The sequence below is a fragment of the Alteromonas sp. AWM4_230 genome (assembly GCF_056158305.1).
Map to the genome: position 1 here is coordinate 3688521 of NZ_JBSWTB010000001.1, position 22580 is coordinate 3711100.

General features: G+C 43.9%; 18 protein-coding genes. 5 read left to right on the forward strand and 13 right to left on the reverse strand.

Going from position 1 to position 22580, the window contains the following annotated elements:
- Positions 1 to 89: 89 nt before the first annotated feature.
- The 4 genes from ACXACS_RS15915 to ACXACS_RS15930 all read right to left on the reverse strand — a co-directional run bounded on the left by ACXACS_RS15915 (position 90) and on the right by ACXACS_RS15930 (position 5127).
- Entirely contained in the window at positions 90 to 1145 is a 1056-nt protein-coding gene (locus ACXACS_RS15915; protein WP_474808010.1) for a FecR family protein, read from the reverse strand.
- A gap of 1 nt (position 1146) precedes the next feature.
- The gene (locus ACXACS_RS15920) at positions 1147 to 1707 is read right to left on the reverse strand and encodes an RNA polymerase sigma factor (protein ID WP_474809307.1); all 561 of its coding nucleotides are present in this window, start codon (positions 1705 to 1707) and stop codon (positions 1147 to 1149) included.
- 165 nt (positions 1708 to 1872) lie between these two features.
- The gene (locus ACXACS_RS15925) at positions 1873 to 4443 is read right to left on the reverse strand and encodes a TonB-dependent receptor plug domain-containing protein (protein ID WP_474808012.1); all 2571 of its coding nucleotides are present in this window, start codon (positions 4441 to 4443) and stop codon (positions 1873 to 1875) included.
- Between the two features lie 333 nt (positions 4444 to 4776).
- Positions 4777 to 5127, reverse strand: coding sequence for a Grx4 family monothiol glutaredoxin (locus tag ACXACS_RS15930; protein ID WP_136780857.1), 351 nt, complete (start codon positions 5125 to 5127; stop codon positions 4777 to 4779).
- A 349-nt stretch (positions 5128 to 5476) separates the two neighbouring features.
- On the opposite strand from ACXACS_RS15930, the gene sodB reads away from it, so the two are divergent.
- The 4 genes from sodB (at position 5477) to ACXACS_RS15950 (ending at position 11159) form a co-directional block, all read left to right on the forward strand.
- Positions 5477 to 6058 carry a superoxide dismutase [Fe] gene (gene sodB / locus ACXACS_RS15935; protein ID WP_025254504.1) on the forward strand — a complete coding sequence of 194 codons (582 nt, stop codon included), beginning with the start codon at positions 5477 to 5479 and terminating at the stop codon, positions 6056 to 6058.
- Positions 6059 to 6298: 240 nt separating this feature from the next.
- Positions 6299 to 8221: a PrkA family serine protein kinase gene (locus ACXACS_RS15940; RefSeq protein ID WP_474808014.1), complete on the forward strand. Its 1923-nt coding sequence runs from the start codon at positions 6299 to 6301 to the stop codon at positions 8219 to 8221.
- A 102-nt stretch (positions 8222 to 8323) separates the two neighbouring features.
- Positions 8324 to 9610, forward strand: coding sequence for a YeaH/YhbH family protein (locus ACXACS_RS15945; RefSeq protein WP_474808015.1), 1287 nt, complete (start codon positions 8324 to 8326; stop codon positions 9608 to 9610).
- 1 nt (position 9611) lies between these two features.
- Positions 9612 to 11159: a SpoVR family protein gene (locus ACXACS_RS15950; protein WP_474808017.1), complete on the forward strand. Its 1548-nt coding sequence runs from the start codon at positions 9612 to 9614 to the stop codon at positions 11157 to 11159.
- A gap of 28 nt (positions 11160 to 11187) precedes the next feature.
- On the opposite strand, the gene ACXACS_RS15955 is transcribed toward ACXACS_RS15950, so the two are convergent.
- The 3 genes from ACXACS_RS15955 to prmB all read right to left on the reverse strand — a co-directional run bounded on the left by ACXACS_RS15955 (position 11188) and on the right by prmB (position 14584).
- Positions 11188 to 12405: an MFS transporter gene (locus tag ACXACS_RS15955; RefSeq protein ID WP_474808019.1), complete on the reverse strand. Its 1218-nt coding sequence runs from the start codon at positions 12403 to 12405 to the stop codon at positions 11188 to 11190.
- Positions 12406 to 12541: 136 nt separating this feature from the next.
- The gene (gene aroC / locus ACXACS_RS15960; RefSeq protein WP_474808020.1) at positions 12542 to 13639 is read right to left on the reverse strand and encodes a chorismate synthase; all 1098 of its coding nucleotides are present in this window, start codon (positions 13637 to 13639) and stop codon (positions 12542 to 12544) included.
- Between the two features lie 9 nt (positions 13640 to 13648).
- Positions 13649 to 14584, reverse strand: coding sequence for a 50S ribosomal protein L3 N(5)-glutamine methyltransferase (prmB, locus tag ACXACS_RS15965; protein ID WP_474809309.1), 936 nt, complete (start codon positions 14582 to 14584; stop codon positions 13649 to 13651).
- Positions 14585 to 14736: 152 nt separating this feature from the next.
- On the opposite strand from prmB, the gene smrB reads away from it, so the two are divergent.
- Positions 14737 to 15387: an endonuclease SmrB gene (gene smrB / locus ACXACS_RS15970; RefSeq protein ID WP_474808021.1), complete on the forward strand. Its 651-nt coding sequence runs from the start codon at positions 14737 to 14739 to the stop codon at positions 15385 to 15387.
- A 21-nt stretch (positions 15388 to 15408) separates the two neighbouring features.
- Here smrB and ACXACS_RS15975 read toward each other — a convergent pair whose 3' ends face one another.
- The 6 genes from ACXACS_RS15975 to ACXACS_RS16000 form a co-directional block, all read right to left on the reverse strand.
- Positions 15409 to 15534, reverse strand: coding sequence for a hypothetical protein (locus ACXACS_RS15975; protein ID WP_259462646.1), 126 nt, complete (start codon positions 15532 to 15534; stop codon positions 15409 to 15411).
- A 189-nt stretch (positions 15535 to 15723) separates the two neighbouring features.
- Positions 15724 to 16143 (reverse strand): hypothetical protein, encoded by a 420-nt coding sequence (locus ACXACS_RS15980; protein WP_474808023.1) that lies wholly within the window; start codon positions 16141 to 16143, stop codon positions 15724 to 15726.
- Between the two features lie 135 nt (positions 16144 to 16278).
- Entirely contained in the window at positions 16279 to 16737 is a 459-nt protein-coding gene (locus tag ACXACS_RS15985) for a hypothetical protein (protein ID WP_474808025.1), read from the reverse strand.
- 395 nt (positions 16738 to 17132) lie between these two features.
- Positions 17133 to 17771: a transglycosylase SLT domain-containing protein gene (locus tag ACXACS_RS15990; RefSeq protein WP_269916053.1), complete on the reverse strand. Its 639-nt coding sequence runs from the start codon at positions 17769 to 17771 to the stop codon at positions 17133 to 17135.
- A gap of 67 nt (positions 17772 to 17838) precedes the next feature.
- Positions 17839 to 19437: a glutamate--cysteine ligase gene (gene gshA, locus ACXACS_RS15995; RefSeq protein WP_474808027.1), complete on the reverse strand. Its 1599-nt coding sequence runs from the start codon at positions 19435 to 19437 to the stop codon at positions 17839 to 17841.
- Positions 19438 to 19511: 74 nt separating this feature from the next.
- Complete coding sequence (locus tag ACXACS_RS16000) at positions 19512 to 22382, reverse strand: M16 family metallopeptidase (RefSeq protein ID WP_474808029.1); 2871 nt, start codon at positions 22380 to 22382, stop codon at positions 19512 to 19514.
- Positions 22383 to 22580 lie beyond the last annotated feature (198 nt).

The following is a 22580-nucleotide window of genomic DNA, read 5'->3' on the forward strand; positions in this document are numbered from 1 at the left end:
GATGTACTTATTATTTTAATTATATTGTCACATTAAATAAATTGATGCCAATGGGGAATAGCCAATAGCACCTATCTATCAAACATTGATTAACCTTTCGCTAGCTTAAGCTCAATACTGGTTTCTGTAACTTTCTCATAGGTAATATTAAAGCTGCTTTCTAGTGCAGACAACAAGCCGTCAATGTCGCCCACTTTGAAATAGCCCGCTACTCTGCGCTTACGTAAACTATTGTCAGAAATGTGAAAACGAACTGGCGTATAACGCCCAATTTCTAGTAGCACCGACTCAAGGGGCTCGCCTTTAAAAACTATCATACCCTGCTGCCATGCTAAATCATCATCAATCTCATCTTGCGACATGCTTTCTCGGGTTTCTACTTTGCCCAAAACAGTCGCTTTCTCCCCTGCAAACATTAGCAAACCTTCCTCTGTAACAGGGCGCTTACCAAACAGTGATTCATTTGAAGATGATGCTTTAAAGCGGTCTTTAACTAATACTTTGCCATCGGTAACAACAAGTTCAAAAGCGTTGTCGTCAACATACTGCATATTAAACGCGGTACCTACTGCTGTTACAGTATTGTTTCCAGCGGTAACTGAAAATGGACGGGTTTTATCATGAGCCACTTCAAAATGGGCTTCGCCTTTTAAAAGTACAATATTACGTGCACTTGATGTGAAATCTACCGTTACTAAAGAGTTGGTGTTTAGATGAAGCTGCGAACCATCGGATAAGGTTACATTTTTCTGTTCGCCGACACCCGTCTGAACTTTTTGGCTAACAGCAGCAAATTCAGGTGTGCTATTTAACCATGTGCGCTGAACAATGACGCCAATCGCGATTGCCATGACTAAGAAAGTGGCAGCAATCCCCCATACAGCGTTTTTCGGTAGGGCGCGCTTTTTGGCAGTGTGCCTTGCTGTTGGTTGTGGGAATAAGCCGCTTAATTCATTAAGCACCGACATATCATCCCACAAGCTTGCGGCATCTAATAGAGCTTGGCGATGGGCATTACTCTCTGCCAACCAGGTGTCTAACTCTACCTTTTCGTCACTTTTTAAACCGCGATCGAGACGGCTCACCCAGAGGCACGCTTGCTCTTGGATATCTTCTTTGCTTGAAAACTGGCGAATATTATTCATGTTAACTACTGCTTATGTCCTGAGTCGCGGTAGCAGTGGCACGGGGAGATGCACTGTCATTTGAAAGCTCGGCTAAATACCTAGAGCACATCATTAAACCTTTGGCGACATGCTTTTCTACGGTGCTTTCGCTTAGCCCCACAAGCTCTGCAATCTCTTTTTGTCGCATGCCATATACTTTTTTAAGTAAAAATACGCGTTTTACATCAGCAGAAAGCGTGTCTGTCGCTCGGCAAAAATGAATAAAGCGCTCTTTACTCTCTACATTTTTTTCTAAACTGTGCCCCACTAGTTCGTAAGGCAAAATATCCATGTCATCTAGCTGCTGCTTGTTTTTATTTTCTGCTTTTGCAACATGGTTCAACGCTAAATTACGCGCTGTTTTGAGCATGTATGTTCGCTCATAATGTATTTCTTGTTTTAATTCTGCTTCGTAGCTTTTTATGAAAGCTTCTTGCACGATATCTTCAATGTCGTCGGCGCCAACAATAGAACCTACCGCGCGCATTAATTTCGAGCGGTATTTTAAAAAGGTTTCAGCTACTGTCGACTTTCTTGTCATAATAATAAAAGTTGTGTGTTTCGAATTGCTTACAATGGCATCAATAATGCCTGTTTCTTCATGATTTTTCACGTAAATGATGTTCAATATAGAAAATAAAAGGGGAGCTAACGCTCCCCTCCACGTCGAAACAATTGTGAAAGTTGTTTTCGCTAGTATTAGCGATTAGAACGTGTAAACACCTCTTAGATAATAGAAGCCACCGTTAATACCGATTGGTGAGGTAGTTGGATACAACGAACCTGCGATACCGGCATACTGTGTATTCTCATCTGGGTATTCATCAAAGGCGTTTTTCGCGCCTACTGTTACAGTAAACTCTTCAGTGAAGTTATAAGCCACTTCTAAGTCCACAGTAAATTCCGAACCTACTTTTTCAATAGGTAATGCAGAATCTAAGTGATCTTCAAAGATGCTACCGTAATAGTTCAAGCGTGCAAGGAAGCGCCAGTCACCGTTAGTGTGATTTGCTGTTGCACTGTAGCGCACTGCTGGAAGGTTATCTTCTAGCATGCGAATACGGAACTCAGAAATATTATCTGAAGCGCGATCTACCTCTGTAGATGTCCAGTTGTAGGCTAGTGAGAATTTAGTTTCACCACCCATCATCTCCATCGAGTAGTTAGCAACTACATCAAGACCTTCAGTAGTCGTATCAAAGTCATTCGTGAAGAAACTAATTTCAGAGAAACTAGATGCATCATTAATGCCTTGCGCTAGTAGCGTCGCAATATCTTCTTCTGTTAACGCGATACCAGACGCTGTACTGATACGGTCTGTCAGTTCAATGTTGTAGTAGTCGGCAGTAATGAATAGACCATTTTCAAAGTCTGCTACCACACCAAATGTGATGCTCTCTGACTCTTCTGGCGTTAACTGTTCACCGCCTTTAAGCTGAGATACCGGGTCTGTTGGAGGTAGTGTTGCACGGTCAATTAGCTCACCGCCCGTACCAAACGCAGTTGTTACGTTACGTACATTACTTTGACCAAGCGTAGGGGCTTTAAAGCCTGTTGAGAACGCACCACGGAACGCTATGTTCTCTAGCGCTTGCCAACGGAAAGCAATCTTACCTTTGGTTGTATTACCGAAATCAGAGAAATCTTCGTAACGTAGCGCACCGGCTAGCATAAAGTTTTCAGTGATATAGGCTTCTGCATCAATGTAAAGCGCGATGTTGTTGCGGGACACACGACCTTGGCTATTGGCCGCCAAGCCAGGGAAACCATTTGAGCCAATGCCAAAGCCTTGTGTCGCCAGCGGACCTATTTCATAAGAGGCAGTATCACCTGCAAAGCTCTCATAACTTTCGTTGCGGTATTGGAAGCCAGTTGCTACAAATAGCGGCTCATACAAACCAACATCGAAAGGTTTTGTAAAATCAATATCAAGAGTTTGCTCAGATTGGGTATAACGACCTGGGCTAAACTCGAAAGGCGTTTCTGGGCCTAAAGACGGGTTGATAGTGTTACTAATAGCAAAATCGACTTCGTTTTGGCCAAGGTTCAAACTTACGTCATAGGTAATATCGTTGTCTAACTCGCCTTTAGTACCAAAGACAAGAGACATATCCGTTACCGTACCGCCAAAGCGAGGAGTGAAACCACCTGGAAGTATTTCGTTAAACGCGAAGCAATCTGGATTGTTTAATACCTGATTGATATAGGTAGGGTTTTCAAGGACGTTGTCACCAACCACGATATCAGTTGGGCAATTACCTGACATATCGCCAGTTAAATCACCAACAAGAAGTAGCTGCTCACCGTCTTCATTTGTACCACCATCGTTTACACCACCTCTGTTGTGTGGGTTACGATAATAGAATCCACCTTCAACTTCACGCTCGGCGAAGTTGCCAAATATATAGGCTTCTGACGTGTCAGAAAGCTCAATACCTGCGTTTGCAAAAAGCTTGATGTCATGCTTGATTTCAGGGGAGCCCCAAATTTGTGCAGGATCTGCCACAAAGGTATTGCCCGCTGCAATAAGCGCTGCCGCATCGTCACGCTGGATGCTACGCGAAGTATCATCAGCAGTGCGGTACTCTGCAGAAAGGTTGATAAAGCCTTTGTCAGATAATGGTAAACCCACGTTACCTGACAGCTGGATCATGTCGCCATCGCCTTCGTAGTAAGAGCCATAGCGGGCTTCAAATGTACCGCCTTCCGACGCGTCATTCAGTACGAAGTTAATTACACCGGCAATAGCATCTGAACCGTATTGTGCTGCTGCACCGTCACGTAGTACTTCCACCTGCTTTAGTGCCGCTGCTGGAATTACTGAAATATCAGGGCCTTGTGCACCGTCTGATAAACCGCCACCTAGGAAAGTGATAACCGCAGAGCGGTGACGACGTTTACCATTTACAAGCACTAGCGTATGGTCCGATGCCATGCCGCGAAGGTTTGCAGGGCGAACTAACGTCGATGCATCGTTGATTGGCTGGTCGTTAACGTTAAAAGACGGAACAACGGTTTGCATCATAGATACCATATCTGTGGCACCCTGCTGCTTGAACTCTTCGTCAGAAATAATATCAATTGGAACCGCTGAGTCTGCTACAGAGCGAGGCGCTGCGCGTGAACCAACGACGGCGATTTGTTCATAATCTTCAGCTTTAGCACTCTCTTCTGCTTCTTGCGCATAAACAGGTGCTGTAGCCATTACTGAAAACGCCGCAGATGCAGCTAATACGCCGCGCACGTTTTTAGTCAATAAAGACAAGGATGTATTCATGGTGGTTTCCCGGATTTTCTCTAAAACACTTTCAGCGTTATTCACACAATAAAAAAGTATTTCGAGAGGTTGTTGTTTTATACCTTCAACACTGACTCATTTGCGGCCAGCTGCATGTTTTATAGAACGCAAGATATTAAAAAACAAACCTTTTCCGACAAAATAAAAATATTTTTTCAAACCATAGAGGATCTCTATTTCTGACCTGTCTATATAGTTTTTACGGGAATGAAAGTGAGAAGTTTTTGGCGGTTCTTAATGAAAAAAGCTGGCATAAAGCCAGCTTTTTAATCGATATTTTAAATATCAGAAATCTGCTACAAATCGACAGATTTACTCTTCTTCTTTGTATTTTTCAGCTGTCTCTTTGATAAGCGGCTGAAGTTCGTTTTGTTGGAACATTTCGATAATAATATCGCAACCACCAACAAGCTCACCTTCTACCCATAGCTGTGGGAATGTAGGCCAGTTCGCGTATTTAGGTAGTTCAGCACGAATATCAGGGTTTTGTAGAATATCTACATAAGCAAATGGTTCGCCACATGACATCAACGCTTGTGATGCTTGTGAAGAAAAGCCACAGCTAGGTAGTTTAGGAGAACCTTTCATATACAACAAAATTGGGTTTTCTTCGATTTGCTGCTTGATTCTATCTAGCGTTGATTGATTTTCAGTATTATCCATTTGATTCCTCTGAGCACAAAAGTGTATTCCCTCTAAGATGGGAATGCATGTATGATTTATCAAGGCGAAGGGTATCATAAAATCCCTTTTAATTACCCATTACTGAATTGATCTTTTAGTACGCTCTATCCCTATCTACCTGTATATCTACCAACGCTAGATTTCCACAAAATAGATTTTGAAAAAAAATTCACAATTTTGTCATTGAGTTATAAGACTTTATCCCCACATTTGGGATATGCTTTAGCGTCTAAAGTGATATAGTCGGCTAAGCGTTGACTGGCACTTATTGAACAGGCGAAGATAAGTGTGCTTTAGACTACAATACTAAACCAACATGGAGACCGTCATGGCTTTTGAACTACCAGCATTACCATACGAACAAAATGCACTAGAACCGCATATTTCTGCTGAAACGCTTGAGTACCACTATGGCAAGCACCACGCTACTTATGTAACTAAGCTTAACGGCCTAGTTGAAGGTACTGACATGGAAAACAAAAGCCTAGAAGAAATCATTAAATCTTCTGAAGGCGGTGTTTTCAATAACGCAGCGCAAGTTTGGAACCACACGTTCTACTGGCACTGCCTTAGCCCGAATGGCGGCGGCGAGCCTACTGGCGCACTAGCTGACGCGATTAACGCAAAATGGGGTTCATTTGCAGACTTCCAAGCAGCGTTTAACGACAAAGCAGTTAACAACTTCGGTTCTAGCTGGACATGGCTAGTTAAAACTGCAGACGGTAGCCTAGATATCGTTAATACTAGCAATGCAGAAACACCTATTTCTGGCGATGATCTAACACCAGTACTTACTGTTGACCTTTGGGAACACGCTTACTACATCGACTACCGCAACGCGCGTCCTAAGTACCTAGAAAATTTCTGGGCACTGGTTAACTGGGAATTCGCAAGCAAAAACTTTGCATAAGCCAGGCGCCGTTTTGTAGTACACACTGTGTGCTACACGGTGTTGAAAAAACAAATGAAAAGCCCCGCTATTTAGCGGGGCTTTTGTTTGTGTAAAAGCTTCATTAAGAGACACTAAATTCTTATTAAAGTTGCATTTTTCATTAGACGAAAAGATTAAAAACTATACACAATAATTACTATCCTTTTCTCAAATACCTACTAAGCTGAAATTACGGGGTTCCGTATTTAAGGGGTATTCATGGGTATTTTTGAACACTATCAAAGTCGCTATGAAGAGCGAAAACAGGAAGAGTTCACCATTGGGGAGTTCCTTGAAATTTGTAAGGAAGATCAAAGTGCTTACGCAAACGCTGCAGAACGTTTGTTACAAGCCATCGGTGAGCCAGAACTAATCGACACTGCCAACGACCCGGCTCTAAGCCGCATTTTCTCCAACCGCGTCATTTCTCGTTATCCAGCTTTTTCAGAATTCTATGGCATGGAAGAAGCCATTGAACAAATCGTCTCTTACCTCAAGCATGCCGCACAAGGTCTTGAAGAGAAGAAACAAATACTTTATTTACTCGGCCCAGTGGGCGGCGGTAAATCGTCACTGGCTGAAAGACTTAAAGAGCTAATGCAGCACGTGCCTATTTACATGCTTAAAGGCTCACCAGTGAATGATCATCCATTCTGTCTATTCGATGTCAAAGAAGATGGCGACATATTAGAAAAAGAATATAGCATTCCTAAGCGCTATCTGAAAACAATCATGTCACCATGGGCTCGCAAACGCCTTCATGAGTTCAATGGTGATATTACCCAGTTCAAAGTGGTTCGGGTTTATCCATCGGTGCTTGACCAAGTGGGCATAGCTAAAACCGAACCGGGAGATGAGAATAACCAGGATATTTCAGCTCTTGTGGGTAAGGTTGATATTCGCCGCTTAGAACAATATGCACAGAATGACCCAGACGCTTACAGTTATTCAGGGTCACTGTGTAAAGCCAATCAGGGCTTAATGGAATTTGTAGAGATGTTCAAAGCACCGATTAAGGTGCTGCATCCCCTATTAACTGCTACACAAGAGGGTAACTACAACCCGACAGAGGGCTTCTCTGCCCTTCCCTTCGATGGATTAATACTGGCACACTCAAACGAATCTGAGTGGCAATCGTTTAGAAACAATAAAAACAACGAGGCGTTTTTAGACCGTGTTTATATTGTTAAAGTCCCTTACTGCTTAAGAGTAAGCGAAGAAATTCGCATTTATAAAAAATTACTCGATAGCAGTGAACTTAGTGGCGCTCCCTGTGCACCAGACACTTTGGAATGCTTAGCACAGTTTACCGTGCTATCCCGTTTAAAAGAGCCTGAAAACTCTAGCATGTTTTCAAAGATGCGGGTCTATGACGGAGAAAGCTTAAAAGACACCGACCCGAAAGCGAAGTCTTATCAGGAGTACAGAGACTACGCAGGTGTCGACGAGGGCATGGAGGGGTTATCCACCCGCTTTGCATTTAAGATCCTCTCTCGCGTGTTTAACTTCGATCATCAAGAAGTGGCAGCGAATCCAGTTCATTTATTCTACGTATTGGAACGTCAGATTGAGCGGGAACAGTTCCCCCAAGAAATCGCTGATAAGTATTTGGAGTTTTTAAAAGGCTACCTGATCCCCCGCTATGTGGAGTTCATAGGCAAAGAAATTCAAACCGCTTATTTAGAGTCATACTCTGAATACGGGCAAAACCTATTTGACCGCTATGTGACTTATGCTGATTTCTGGATCCAAGACCAGGAGTATCGCGACCCAGAAACCGGGCAGCTGTTTGACAGAGCATCGCTTAATGCTGAGTTAGAAAAAACAGAGAAGCCCGCTGGGATTAGCAACCCGAAAGACTTCCGTAACGAAATCGTTAACTTTGTTTTGAGAGCCCGTGCAAATAACGGCGGCAAAAATCCAGCATGGACAAGTTATGAGAAGCTTCGCACCGTCATTGAGAAGAAGATGTTCTCTAACACGGAAGATTTACTGCCCGTTATTTCTTTTAACACCAAAGGCTCAGCAGAAGAGCAGAAAAAGCACGACGACTTTGTAAATCGTATGACCGAAAAAGGCTATACGCAAAAACAAGTTCGCTTGCTTTGTGAATGGTACCTACGCGTACGAAAAGCGTCATAGCCTAAAGGCTAGAAGCTTCTAGAACGTAATTGGTACTAAAGCGTGCGCTAAGCGCGCTTTAGTACCGGTATTTGTAGTTCACAACAACTCAAGCAGGTGTGTATGGCGCATTTCATAGACCGAAGGTTAAACAGCAAAGGTAAGAGTACGGTAAACCGCCAGCGCTTTATCAAGCGTTACAAGCAGCAAATAAAGCGTGCTGTATCTGATGCTGTGGGAAAACGTTCTGTTACCGACTTAGATTCTGGCGAGCAAATTAGCATTCCAGCCAGAGATATTTCTGAACCTATTTTTCATACCGGTCGCGGCGGCAGTAGAGATATTGTCCACCCAGGCAACGACCAATTCACTGCAGGAGATAAAATTGACAGACCGCCAGGTGGCGACGGTAAAGGCGCAGGTGAAGGCGACGCTAGCAACGAGGGTGAAGGGCAAGACGAGTTCGTATTTTCAATATCCAAAGACGAATATTTAGACTTACTATTTGAAGATTTAGCGCTTCCAAATTTAAAGAAAAATCAGTTCGACAAAGTCACCCAGTTCGAAACCTACCGCGCAGGTTATCAGACCGACGGCGTACCAAGTAACCTTGATATTGTTCGCTCACTCAAAGGTTCTGTAGCAAGGCGTATTGCCCTAAGCGGAAGTGATAGAAAGAAACTCAAAGAACTTGAAGAAAAATTGGTACTGCTTGTAGAAGACAAGCACGACAATACGCTGGCTATTAATGCACTAAAAGAAGAAATTGAAGCACTTAAAGCCAAAATAGCTCGAGTGCCTTTTATCGACACGTTTGATTTACGCTTTAAAAACTACGACAAGCGCCCGCTTCCTTCAAGTAAAGCGGTGATGTTTTGTTTAATGGATGTGTCTGGCTCTATGGACCAAGCCACTAAAGAAATGGCAAAACGCTTCTATATTTTGCTTTATCTATTTTTAAGTCGCACTTACGAAAACGTAGACGTGGTATACATTCGCCATCACACTCAGGCTAAAGAAGTAGACGAGCAGGAGTTTTTCTATTCTCAAGAAACTGGCGGCACTATTGTTTCAAGTGCCTTGAAACTAATGGATGAAGTAGTGCGTGAGCGCTATAGCGATGGAGACTGGAATATCTATGCAGCACAGGCGTCTGACGGCGATAACTGGGCTGACGATTCGCCACAATGCCGCGATTTGCTTACCACTAAACTGCTGCCGGCCACCCGCTATTATGCCTATATCGAAATAACAGAAAGGCAACATCAAAGCTTGTGGCGTGAATACGAGAAAGTCGCCGCCACTCACGATAATTTTGTATGTAAGCACATACAAACCCAGGCCGACATCTATCCTGTGTTCAGAGAGCTATTCAAACGCTCTGAGCAAGATGCGCAGCAAGGAGCCTAATATGACAACCGACGCTATCGCAACAGAAAACAGCAAGGCTAAATCATCAAAACGACATTTGCTAAGCGATGGGCCCGACTGGACATTTCCGCTTATCGAAGAGTACGAGCAGCACATCGATCGCATCGCTAAAAAGTTTAAGCTAGACACCTACCCTAATCAAATTGAAGTCATTACCGCAGAGCAAATGATGGATGCCTACGCCAGCATAGGTATGCCGCTCAATTACACGCACTGGAGCTTTGGCAAAAAGTTTATTCAAACCGAGCAACAATATCGTCGCGGACAAATGGGCTTGGCTTACGAAATTGTTATTAACTCTGACCCCTGTATTGCGTATTTAATGGAAGAAAACACCATTACTATGCAAGCGCTGGTGATGGCCCATGCCTGCTACGGGCACAATTCGTTTTTCAAAGGTAATTACTTATTTAAAACCTGGACCGATGCCAGCTCTATCATCGACTACCTGGTATTTGCGAAAAACTACATTGCTAAATGCGAACAGAAGTACGGTTATGACGAGGTCGAAAACATGCTCGATTCATGCCACGCGCTTATGAATTATGGCGTTGACCGATATAAACGCCCGCAGAAGATTTCGCTACAAGAAGAAAAGAACAGGCAGGAAGAGCGGGAAGCCTATCTGCAATCGCAAGTGAATGAACTTTGGCGTACCTTGCCCGATAGCCCGCACAGCAAACACAAAGAAAAAATTCGTTTTCCACAAGAACCGCAAGAAAACCTGCTTTATTTTATCGAGAAAAACGCTCCTTTACTTGAACCTTGGCAGCGAGAGATTGTGCGCATTGTACGCAAAGTTTCACAGTATTTTTATCCGCAGAAACAGACTCAAGTGATGAACGAAGGGTGGGCCTGTTTTTGGCACTACCATATCCTTAATGAGATGTATGACGAGGGCTTAGTTAGCGACCGCTTCATGATGGAGTTTTTGCACAGTCATTCAAGCGTAGTGATGCAGCCCGAGTACAACAGCCCTTATTACTCTGGTATCAATCCGTATGCTCTTGGCTTTTCCATGTTCATGGATATTAAACGGGTATGTCAGTCGCCTACTGAGGAAGACTATAAATATTTGCCAAGTATTGCAGGTAAAGACTGGCTGGAAACCGTGCATTTCGCTATGCAAAACTTTAAAGACGAGAGCTTTATCAGTCAGTTTTTATCACCAAAAGTGATTCGAGATTTTAAATTATTCGCTCTTGAAGATGATACCGCCAAACCCTTTATCGCAGTCAGTGCTATCCACGATGAACGGGGTTATCAAATTATTAAAGAAAAGCTTTCTGCTCAATACAATTTGAGTAACTTAGAGCCCAACATTCAAGTACACAACGTTGATGTGCGTGGGGCCCGGTCATTGACTCTGCGCTATATTCCACAGCGCGGTATACCGCTTGGTGAATCTAAAGATGAAGTCATGCGTCACTTGCACAGGCTATGGAAATTCGACGTACGTTTAGAGCAAGATAATGGGGATAGTGGCGTTGAAGTGATATCGGAGTGTAAACGCGTACCGCAGGGATAGGCCTGCGGTACGTCCTCAGAAAAAGGTATTAAGCTGCTTGTGCGCTTTCCATTTCTTTTCGTGAACACAATAGTAATGACAGTGCGCCGATTGCTGCAAAAACGGCTGCGGTGACAAAGGTCTCATAGGCGTTAGTGCCCTGTTGCCATTGCTGCCCCGCCATGTAATTACCCAATGCGCCACCCAGTCCAAAAGCGACACTAATGTACACCGCTTGCCCTCGGCTGTGATACGCCTTAGGTAAAAACTGGTGAATAAAGTGTACCGATACCGCATGGGTTAACCCAAAGCTTAACGCATGAATAAGCTGGCTTAATACGATCACCATAAAGCTGTCAGCAAATGCCGCCATTACGTACCAACGTAACCCTGTGAGCGCGATACTTACAAACAATAAATTCCACACGCCAAATTGACTAATAAGCCTGCGGGCAACAAGAAATATCCCCACTTCAGCAAGTACCCCCAGCGCGATAAATATGCCGGTTTGTTGTCCGCTGTAATCAAGGTCTCGCATATAGAGGGCAAAAAAGCCGTAATACGCACCAAAGCTAATTTGTAAGCACGCTGAAGCGAAGATAAAAATAGCAAAAGGTTTTTGCTTAGCGTACTTCCAAATACTGCCCGCCGTAGACGATTCAGACGCTGCTTCTTTCGGCGCGCGTATAAACAAGGTACTAATAAATAAAAGTGCAAGTACACCAACACTGGCGTGTACTGGCGTATCGGTAGAAAAAATATCTAGGGCCTTACCCACACCTACCGTTAAACAGATAAATCCAACGCTCCCCCATAGCCTTATTTGCCCATAGGTAGCCTTGGTTTTCGCCACTGTATTCATAGTGATGACTTCAAGCTGAGGCAATACCGCTGTCCAAAACATCATCATAAGGCCGAACGCCAGCGTAAGCCCCCAAAAACTAGTGAAGTAAAAGACAGAGCTAAAAGTCAGCACCGTAAGAAAGCAGCCTAAACGCATAACGCCTATAGCGTTTCCCGTTTTATCAGCAACCCCTGCCCACAAGCCAGGGCCTAGAATACGCGCTAGGGTAATGACGGCAAAAAGCTCACCAATTTCGGCAGAAGAAAAGCCCCGCCCATCGAGAAAGATCCCCAAGTATGGAACAAGTACACCAAGTTGTCCGAAGTATAGCCAGTAGGTAATAGCAAGGATAAAGAGCGCAGTTTTGCTACTTTTTGCGCTTGGATCAGCGCTTTTGGCGTGGTTTAGACCATTAGATGACAATTCACATCTCCATATGCAAAAACGCCACTAGCGCAAAACGGGTAGTGGCGAATAGTGAAATTAGTTAGCGCAACATGCGCTCATGCTGCGCGTATTTTTAACCCGCAAGAATGTCGCGGTATTGGGGTTAAAAATATTATGCCTGACCCGCAATGGGTTTGGTGGTCGATAGCACACCGGCATTTTGCGCACGGTGACGCAGCAAGTGGTCCATCAATACCAGTGCCAGCATGGCTTCAGCAATGGGTACAGCACGAATACCTACGCACGGGTCGTGACGTCCTTTGGTTACTATATCAATCTCTTCATTGTCTTTATTAATAGTTTTACCCGGTACCGAAATGCTCGAGGTCGGCTTAAGCGCCATGTGTACTTCAATATCCTGACCAGTAGAAATGCCACCTAGCACGCCACCGGCATGATTAGACGTAAACCCTTCAGGCGTTAACGTATCGCGATGTTCACTGCCCTTTTGATTAATAACATCAAAACCGTCGCCAATTTCAACGCCTTTCACCGCGTTAATTCCCATCATAGCGTGGGCAATTTCAGCATCCAGTCTATCAAAAACAGGCTCGCCAAGGCCAACGGGCACATTCTTCGCTACAACCGACACTTTCGCGCCAATGCTGTCACCAGATTTTTTAAGGTCACGCATGTATTCATCCAGCGCATCTAGCTTAGACTCATCTGGGCAGAAAAACGGGTTGGTATTGGTGACGCTGTGATCCACCTTATCAAAGCTAACAGGGCCAAGCTGAGACAAATAACCCAACACCTCAATACCGTGCACTTCTTTCAGGTACTTCTTGGCAATACCGCCAGCGGCTACGCGAATAGCTGTTTCGCGGGCTGATGAACGTCCACCACCGCGATAGTCACGGCTACCGTATTTTTGGTCATAGGTATAGTCAGCATGACCTGGGCGGAAGCGGTCTTTAATATTGCCGTAATCTTGGCTTCGCTGATCTTTATTTTTAATCAACAAACCAATGCTAGTGCCTGTGGTCTTGCCTTCAAATACGCCAGATAGAATTTGTACTTCGTCGTCTTCTCTTCGCGCTGTGGTATAGCGCGAAGTGCCTGGTTTGCGTCTGTCTAAATCCACCTGAAGATCTTCTTCTGTGATCTCAAGCCCTGGAGGACAACCGTCTACTACACCGCCAATTGCAATGCCGTGGCTTTCACCAAACGTGGTTACAGTGAAAAGTTTTCCGAAGCTGTTACCTGACATAATTAACTATTAATCCTTACTACTAAAATACTGTACGAGTGTGTCTTTGCGCACGGCAAAAATACCTGAACCGCCATTTTCAAACTCTAACCAAATGACTTCTAAACCAGGGAACCTTTCGTTCATGTGCACTTCGCTGTTGCCTACTTCTACGAACAGCCAGCCGCCATCATTAAGGTAATTTGGCGCATCTTTAAGCATAATGTCCACAAGGTCTAAACCGTCGTCGCCTGCGGCGAGCGCAAGTTCAGGCTCGTGATGATACTCTTCTGGCAGGTCAGCCATGTCTTCCGCGTCAACATAAGGCGGGTTAGACACGATAAGGTCGTATTTCTGCCCTTCTAGGCTAGAAAACAAATCTGACTGAATGGGATAAACCCGATGACTAAGACCATGTTCCTGAATATTGATGTCAGCCACTTCCAGTGCATCCGTACTAATATCAACGGCATCCACTTGGGCTTCAGGGTATGCATGAGCAAGTGCAATAGCGATACACGCACCGCCTGTGCACATGTCGAGAATAGTATTTGGCGCTGACTCAACAAAAGGGGTGAATTCGTTTTGAATAAGCTCGGCAAATGGCGAACGTGGAATAAGCACACGTTCATCCACGTAAAATGGAATACCGCAAAACCAGGCCTCGTTTGTAATATAAGGCAACGGCATGCGAGTTTGTACGCGCTTTAAAACAAGCTCGGCAATTTTTTCACGTTCACTTTTGGTCAAGCGAGAGCTAAGAATGCTCTCGCCAGCCTGCTCTAAGATAGGGTGAGGTAAATGCAGTGCCTGCATAACGAGGCTAGTCGCTTCGTCCCACGCATTATCAGTACCATGACCAAAGTACAAAGCCGCATCGTTAAAACGGCTGGTTGCCCATCGTGTCATATCTAACAGGGTATGCAGATCTTCAATGGCTTCTTCAAGGTAAAACTTATCGGTCATGGCGTTTGGGTACATCAAAAATTTCAAAGCTGGTATCATACCCAAACTTCATACCGATTCACATAATTAACTACGTACCGAATCTTTCTATTCGTTATAATTTAGGCGTTTTGAATTATTGAACTTGTGTTTATTTACCAAAGCTATATTTGATGAAAACCTTTAAAAAAGAACTCAAAGCATTAAAAAAGCAACTGGCTGAACCAAAGCGTCCTACGGGGCGAACTGGGCTAGAGGGCGCAAATAAGCGCAATACGTCCTCAAGCGCTGAAGAAGAGACTTTTTCGTTTGCTGATGTAATGCAGGGCGTCACACCTATATCGCAAGATAAGGTAGAGCCTGATAAAAAGGTTGAGTTATTTAAAAAGTCACAGCAAATAAAAGGTAAACATCTAAAACACAGCAAGCAACTGGCAGCTAGTTTTAATTTTTCTGACATGTATCAAGCGGCACTACCTCAAGAAGGTCCTATGCGCTTTTGCCAAGAAGGTGAGTCTACACATATTTTGAAACAGTTACGTCGCGGCGACTACTCGCCCGAAATGACACTGGATTTGCATGGGTTAACCCGAGAAATGGCAAAAGCAGAGCTTGCGGCGCTTATTCACACGGCGAGAAAAGAACTGATTGATTGTGTTTGCGTGATGCACGGTTTTGGGCAGGGCGTGTTAAAAGCTGCCCTACCTCATTACTTAGTCCAGCACCCACACGTACGCGCTTTCCATCAAGCCCCTCTTGAATACGGCGGGCAAGCTGCATTACTGGTGCTTATTGACATACCGCTTCAAAACAACAAACGATAGGGCAATGCTGCGTAGTGCGGTCTATTTATCTTCATCTGCACTGTTATGCATAAATAGATAAGTGTAATACATCATCATCGCTACAATAATGCCTATACCTAATAGTGAGCCCCACACCACTGGGTCTTTCATCATAGTCCACATCATAATAAGTCTCCTCTTTAACTAAGTTCATAATAGAAGAGACTGGTGTTAGCGATTGTGATCTAGATCAATAGTGAAAATTAGCCTTTCGGCAACTTTTAGTATGCTTGATCTAGGTCAAATTGAGGTTGTCATTTTAACATTTATATTTTGTTAGGGTAATTAGAGCGCAGGCATACCGAGCGCTTTACATTATCTCGACCCAAATCGGTTAAAGATATTGAGCTCGTTTTCATTCCCTAGCATCAACTCAGCAGTCCTACAGAGTGTTTCCATCGACTCACTCACTTTCATGTCAAAGTTAGAAGGCGTAGATTTTAAACTGTGTTGAAAAATCTTTGCGTTAGTGTGTGTCGCTAAAAGCAAAAAGCCAAGACAACCATAAGATTTTAGATAGGGCAATCGGCTACAGAGTTGCTTTGCTGCGGTATGGGTGACAGTTAAACTTTTATCAGGGATAGAGAATATTACCCAATGTTCTCTCTTTCTCCCTTCTTTAACAATTGCCGCAAACCAGTCGTCTACCGTTCTGTCGTCGTATACGCTGCTTGGAATATCAAATAGCACATCATTGACGTTGAAAAAACGATATTGATGCTGACTTCCTACCATGGCTACCTCCTGTTATGCCTTTATAGAATTGATAAGAAGTGTTGTGATGCTTAGATCATTTAATGAAAAGGAAATAATTTCAAAGATAGAAACCGAGAAAACGAATGAGTTCGCACTGTTCGTACTCTTTACCCTTTACCTTATAATGTTGTTGTTTTGATAAACGCCCTTCGTGCGCATGCCAGAAGTAATTTTCTCGCTCAACCACTCTGAGGCTTTAGGTGCTTCACTAAAAAACTGGAACGGTATTGTGGATGCATCGTAAATTCTAGACCAAAACTTTTGCTGCAGTGCGAGTCCCTCTGGTTCATGAAGTACTACAGCGGTGGCAACAAGCCCTGAGTCCACAGCTTCCTCTACTATCAGTTGCGCATCTGCTGTACCTTCTAGGGGCGCAAGCGCCAAGCCGTAAATATTAACTAGGCTTGCCCAACGAGGAACATTAATCTTTCTTCTTTCTGCGCCCACCACACGTTGATATTTGCGGATAAACTCTAAATTGAAAGGGCCGTTGAGATCGATGGTTAGTATCCGTCTGTCCTCTACGAAGTGAGCCTTAACATCGCCGTGTGCGCTAAACTTTTCGTTGTCCATAAATTGCTGTCGCTACTTTTTACCTAATGCAGTATTGCTAGTTGTGAGTAAAGTATAAAGTAGGATCTAAGATTGCGCCTGCAAACTAACCAAGAAAACTGCGTAATTTAAAGAAAGTAAAAATAACACCATAAAGTTATTGCAAATCATTATCATTTACACTATCTTGTAAATGCCTGTTCGACGTTGGGTAAAAAACGGTCTTGGCTTAGCGTCGCTGAGGGATAGACGCCCGTCTATCCCTCATTTTTTCATCTGCCACAATGAGTATTGCCGTGTTGTTTTCATTCACTACTTCTCGATAATCAGTCTCTTACTGACATAAAAAACGCGACTTAAAAAACGCGACTTAAAAGTCGCGTCTTAAATACTAAATAAATATTCGCTTTTTAAAGCTAGCTAAACAGCTTCATAAACCAACCTTTTTGAAGATCTTCTTCGCAGGTTTTCAGTTGTGTCGCGTAACGCAAAGAACGGGCTTTTACTTTTGACGCCACCTTCTTAAGCCAAGGTTTTCTGTCATAGCTTCTGCGCTTATAGCCGCCCCATCCTTCGTGATAATTTAGGTATTGCGCGTAAGCATCCCATTTAGAAATACCGTTCACTTTTTGCGATTTGTAGATAAACCAACCCATAAAGTCGATGGCATCTTCAAAATCATCTCTATCCGCACCACTATTATCAGTCTCGCGCATGTAGTCTGCCCACGTAGGCGTTTTAGCCTGTGAGTAACCATACGCCGAACTGACACGCCCCCAAGGAATAAGCCCGAAGAACACATAATCGCGAGGTGGTAGCGCATCGTGACGGAAAGAGCTTTCCTGGTACATCATGGCCATAGGCACATGGATGGGCACGCCCCACTTATCTCTGGCGTCAGCAGCTGCATCATACCAATCATCCTTTTCGTAGAATATTTCGCACAAATTACTGATGTCTTTAGGAGGCGTAGTTGCGCACCCAGCGATAAACAGCGGAAAAAGAACGATGAGAGTTGATAAAAAAACAACCAGTTTTTTGAACTTTTGGTTCATAGCTTGTCTTAACTAATGTTCTAGTAAAATGTGTGTTTCCCTGGAACCTTTTAATGCCTGACCTATGTCAGGCATTTTTTTTTGCTGGGGCTTCAGCGAAATAATCACGTATGAATGTATCGAAGTCTTTCACGTCAGCCGCTTCTATTTCTTTTTGAGCAGCAAACGACACGTCAGCTTGGGCAGCAAATCCAGCAGCATCCGTATCCGTGTATTCAAAAGATTTCATCTCAGATTGATAAGCTTGTGCCAGTTCTAACCCTAGCACCCCATTGTCTTTGTCGTCTGCTAAAAGCATAGAAAGCAGTTTGCCTGACGGCGTTAACTCAGGGTCTTGTACTTTGGCAAACTCAGTTTTTACTGCTTCACCGTAGCGAGAAGTATCGTTAGCCATATCAAGTAACTCAGCGGCCTGCTCGAAAGACTCAAACAGCGAAGTACACCATTGAGGTAACGTGATATCCACGCCACCATTTTGTAGCACTAGGTCCGGGTTTCTACCCTCTAATACTACTCGGTTCATATTCTCTTTAGCTTCGTTAAGCTGTGTTTCATCAAGTTCAGCACTTGGCATTAGTAAACACGCAACTAAAAATACATCTAAGAAATCAAACTGGGTCTGTGAAATACCCACTGCGGAAAACGGATTTACGTCTAGCGCACGTACTTCAATGTAATTGATACCGCGGCGAACCAAGGCGTCTGTTGGCTTTTCCATTGACCTGGTAGGCTGCTTTGGTCGTATAGGCGAGTAGAGTTCATTTTCAATCTGAATGATATTGCGGCTAAGTTGCTGATAATTGCCCTCATCCCCAGCAGCAAACTGGCTGAAGCGCGTAGACGGTGTATTCATGGCATCCCGCAACAGCTTGACGTAATTATCTAACTGGTTGTAACAGATTTTAAGCGAAGACTGCTCGGCACTGGTATAGCCCAAGTCACTCATTCGAAGACATGTGGCATGGGGCATGTATACCGTACCTTTGCCCACTTTCTTAAACGGCAAAGCGTGCTTTTTACCTTTTAGGAACGAACCACAAAGTGCTGGAGACGCGCCGTAGAGATAAGGAATGAGCCAGCATAGACGACGATAATTGCGAATTAACCCAAAATAATCCGCTGAAATCTGGTCTTGCGAATGTTCTTTACCGTTCAGTTCAGCCCATAGTTTCCAAAAGCTGTCTGGTAGAGAAAAGTTAAAATGAACGCCAGCAATAGCCTGCATCATACTGCCATAACGGTTTTTAAGGCCAATACGGTACACCCGTTTCATTTTCCCTACATTTGATTCACCAAAGTAAGCGATAGGAATGTCGGCTTCATCTTCGATGAAACACGGCATGCTTAGCGGCCATATCTGCTCGTCATCAATGTTATCAATAACAAACCTATGGATATCTTTTAACTGATTGATGGTTTTGGCTGCGCTATTCTCTGGCGGTGTAATGAACTCAAGCAGTGATTCAGAAAAGTCTGTAGTTATTGAATCGTGAGTCAGTGCAGAGCCCAGAGGTTTAGGATGAGGCGTTTGCGCCAACGTACCGTTCGGGTTTATACGAAGGGCCTCGCGCTCTACTCCGCGCTTTATGTCTTTAAGCGCAGCTAGGAACTCGGGTGACTTAAGCGCAGCGATGCGCGCTTCAAAACGGGATGAGTCTACAGTCAAAATGGTGGTCCGTTATGTCAATATTGCCCCCTTTTATGGGGGGCAATAGTGTAAATTCAACAAAAATCAATCTATCAGTTTAACGTTTCTCGGGTATTACTCTCTACTGATAATTCGATAATTGGCATCGATAGCGCGTTTAACTGAGGCAAAATTTTAGCTTTATCACCTACTACAATAATTTGCATCTTATCGAGATTCAAATATTGCTTCGCTAACGCATCCATCGTTTCCTTATCAATATTGTTGATAATAGTAAGCTGCTCTTCACGATAGCCTTTCTCCAAATCGTAACTAAGCAGCTGTCTTAGGAAGCGTGCTTTGCTGGCAGGTGTTTCAAATTCTAACGCATCGCTTAGCGTAAAGGCATTGCGCATAAAGGCTATTTCTTCTTCATTCACGCCCTCGGTGCGGTAGCGATTAACCTCTTTAAGAATTTCAGAAATGCCTTCACCTGTATTAGCAGCGGTTAAGTCGGTACTTGCTTCAAACCACCCAAGTGTTTTACCACCCACAAAGCCGCTATTTGCTCCATAGGTGAAGCCTTTATCTTCTCGCAAGTTAAGATTTATACGGCTATTAAATGCCCCCCCTAATGGGAAGTTCATAAGACGAGACTTAAAGTGATCGCCTGTTGCATCAAAAGGTAGGCTTCGATCAACTAGATATACCACTGACTGCACCGCTTCAGGGCTATCTATCAAGAATATCTGATTTTCTTCATACTTAGGAAAGTCGCTATAATCAGCGAACTCATAGGTTTTACCTTGCCACTTACCGATGAATTCTAAAGTATTTACCATAGCCTCTTTCGGTAAGTTACCGACAACAACAATACTCGCTTTATCAGGTGAGTAATAATTGGCGTAAAACGCTTTAATGTCTTCTAACGTGATGTTTTGTACTGATTCTAAAGTACCTTCGTCAGGCAGGCTTACGCGATTCTCTTCCCCAAACAAGACTAGGTCTCGTGCACGACGCGCCAGGCTTGAAGGCGTTTTGGCTTGCTGCTGTAACCCCTGCACAACACGCTCTTTCATGCGGTTGAAGTCTTCTTGCGTAAACGCTGGGTTGAACAACTTTTCTTTTAACAGTGCTAGGGTTTCATCTAAATGCTTAGTTAAAGTTGATACATAGACTTGCGAGTACCTACCAGAAGTGCTGAATCGGATAGCACTTCCCAGCTTAGCAAGCTCGTTAGCCAATTCTTCGTTACTGTAATTTTTTGTAGTTTCATTCATAAGCAAAGCCGTCAGATAAGCCGTACCAGCTTTACCTTCAGGGTCTAACAACATGCCACCATCCATGCCTAGGGTTAACGTTACCGTTGGTGTTTCAGTACTGGTAACGCCAAGCATTTCTATACCGTTAGCAAGTTCAGCTTCCCAATAATCAGGAACTTCTACAACCGGAGCCTCGCCAGCCTTTGGCATTTCGCTTCTATCGAAACTTGATGCTGCGCTGGTAAAGGCTTCCTCATCTGTAACCTCTGCGGTTTCTATCTCAATATTTCTTACCGGGCGCTCAAAGTTCTGCTCGGCCGCAGCAAGTTGCACCTGCCCCTTTGGTACCACACTTAGTACTACGCTGTTGGCATCTTTAATATACTTGTTGTAAACACGCATGATGTCTTCAGCCGTTACCGCGTTATAGCGCTCGATATCCTCGGCTATTAAATCAGGCGTTTGATAGAAGGTTTCGTTAGCAGCAAGGGCTGACACTTTGCCAGACACACTTTGTAAGCCGAACACCGTACGCGCTTCAATTTTACCTTTTGTGCGCGCTAAATCATCGGCGGTGACACCTCTTGTTTCGAACTCTTTAAGTGTTTCACTCAGCACATTTTGAAGTGTTGAGAGCGAGGTAATTTTTGCTGGATTAGCCAAGGCAAGTAGCTGAAATTCACAGGCGAGTTCACGGCAAGGATGAGACACCACGGCCTGCACTGCCATACCCTCTTTTACTAAGTTTTTATAAAACAATGACGTTTTACCACCACCTAAAATATCGGCTAAAACATCTAGCGGCGCTTCATCTTCGTGGCGACCGTATACTGTTGGATAGGTTATTTGAAGAAGTGGAAGGTGAACCTTATCTTCAAGGGTAACATAACGGGTTTCGTTTAACGTCACCGGCTGCGGCTCAGGCTCTTCTACTGCGGGGCCTGCTGGTATTTCGCCGAAGTACTTCTTCACCCAAGCTTTAGTTTTAGCTACATCGATATCTCCACCGATGGTAAGTACAGCGTTGTTAGGGCCATACCAGCGCTTAAAGAAGGCTTTTAAGTCGTTTACGTTTACCCGATCTAAGTCTTCTACATAACCAATGGTCATCCAGGAATACGGGTGACCTTCAGGGTACAACGCTTCGCCATTAAGCTCAAAACGCAACCCGTAAGGCTGGTTGTCCACCCGTTGTGCGCGTTCGTTTTTAACTGTCTCTCTTTGATTTTCAAATTTGGTTTGGTCTACGGCTTCTAGCAAGTAGCCCATTCTGTCAGACTCAAGCCATAACACTTTTTCTAACTGGTTTGCCGGCACAGTCTCAAAGTAGTTAGTGCGATCGGTATTTGTCGTGCCGTTTAAATTGCCGCCAGATTCTGTAATAACTTTAAAATGCTGCTCATCAGCAACGTGTTTTGATCCTTGAAACATCATGTGTTCGAAAAAGTGGGCAAAGCCGGATTTGCCAATTTCTTCTCGTGCCGAACCGACATGATAGGTTACATCGACATGAACCAGCGGATCTGAATGGTCTTCGTGAAGGATGACGGTCAGCCCGTTACTAAGCGTATATTTTTCATAAGGAATAGATACGCTATTTGATGTGACTACGGCGGTATCTGAATTACTAATCGCCTGTTCTTCCTGCACGTGCTGACACGCTGATACTGCAATGACGCCTATGGCCATAAAGAGGGTACGAAGGGTCAGTTTTCCTGACATGATGATTCCTTTTCAATTACTACATGTTTTCACTCGCCTTCACTCTAACTTCACTTTGACGTAACCACTTAACTTTACGGTCAAGAATGAAGTTGCGATTTCAAAAGCGCGAGCGAATTTTCGAAGACTACCAGACTTTTTAACGCTTTACTTGCTTTGACTTTGCTATGATTGTATTAATTTGTGTATTTCTGAAAT

What these genes read in the sequence shown, in the direction of transcription:
- ACXACS_RS15915 (WP_474808010.1), bottom strand. Translation starts at nt 1,145, where the DNA reads ATGAATAATATTCGCCAGTTTTCAAGCAAAGAAGATATCCAAGAGCAA.
- ACXACS_RS15920 (WP_474809307.1), bottom strand. Translation starts at nt 1,707, where the DNA reads ATGACAAGAAAGTCGACAGTAGCTGAAACCTTTTTAAAATACCGCTCG.
- ACXACS_RS15925 (WP_474808012.1), bottom strand. Translation starts at nt 4,443, where the DNA reads ATGAATACATCCTTGTCTTTATTGACTAAAAACGTGCGCGGCGTATTA.
- ACXACS_RS15930 (WP_136780857.1), bottom strand. Translation starts at nt 5,127, where the DNA reads ATGGATAATACTGAAAATCAATCAACGCTAGATAGAATCAAGCAGCAA.
- sodB (WP_025254504.1), top strand. Translation starts at nt 5,477, where the DNA reads ATGGCTTTTGAACTACCAGCATTACCATACGAACAAAATGCACTAGAA.
- ACXACS_RS15940 (WP_474808014.1), top strand. Translation starts at nt 6,299, where the DNA reads ATGGGTATTTTTGAACACTATCAAAGTCGCTATGAAGAGCGAAAACAG.
- ACXACS_RS15945 (WP_474808015.1), top strand. Translation starts at nt 8,324, where the DNA reads ATGGCGCATTTCATAGACCGAAGGTTAAACAGCAAAGGTAAGAGTACG.
- ACXACS_RS15950 (WP_474808017.1), top strand. Translation starts at nt 9,612, where the DNA reads ATGACAACCGACGCTATCGCAACAGAAAACAGCAAGGCTAAATCATCA.
- aroC (WP_474808020.1), bottom strand. Translation starts at nt 13,639, where the DNA reads ATGTCAGGTAACAGCTTCGGAAAACTTTTCACTGTAACCACGTTTGGT.
- prmB (WP_474809309.1), bottom strand. Translation starts at nt 14,584, where the DNA reads ATGACCGATAAGTTTTACCTTGAAGAAGCCATTGAAGATCTGCATACC.
- smrB (WP_474808021.1), top strand. Translation starts at nt 14,737, where the DNA reads ATGAAAACCTTTAAAAAAGAACTCAAAGCATTAAAAAAGCAACTGGCT.
- ACXACS_RS15975 (WP_259462646.1), bottom strand. Translation starts at nt 15,534, where the DNA reads ATGATGTGGACTATGATGAAAGACCCAGTGGTGTGGGGCTCACTATTA.
- ACXACS_RS15980 (WP_474808023.1), bottom strand. Translation starts at nt 16,143, where the DNA reads ATGGTAGGAAGTCAGCATCAATATCGTTTTTTCAACGTCAATGATGTG.
- ACXACS_RS15985 (WP_474808025.1), bottom strand. Translation starts at nt 16,737, where the DNA reads ATGGACAACGAAAAGTTTAGCGCACACGGCGATGTTAAGGCTCACTTC.
- ACXACS_RS15990 (WP_269916053.1), bottom strand. Translation starts at nt 17,771, where the DNA reads ATGAACCAAAAGTTCAAAAAACTGGTTGTTTTTTTATCAACTCTCATC.
- ACXACS_RS16000 (WP_474808029.1), bottom strand. Translation starts at nt 22,382, where the DNA reads ATGTCAGGAAAACTGACCCTTCGTACCCTCTTTATGGCCATAGGCGTC.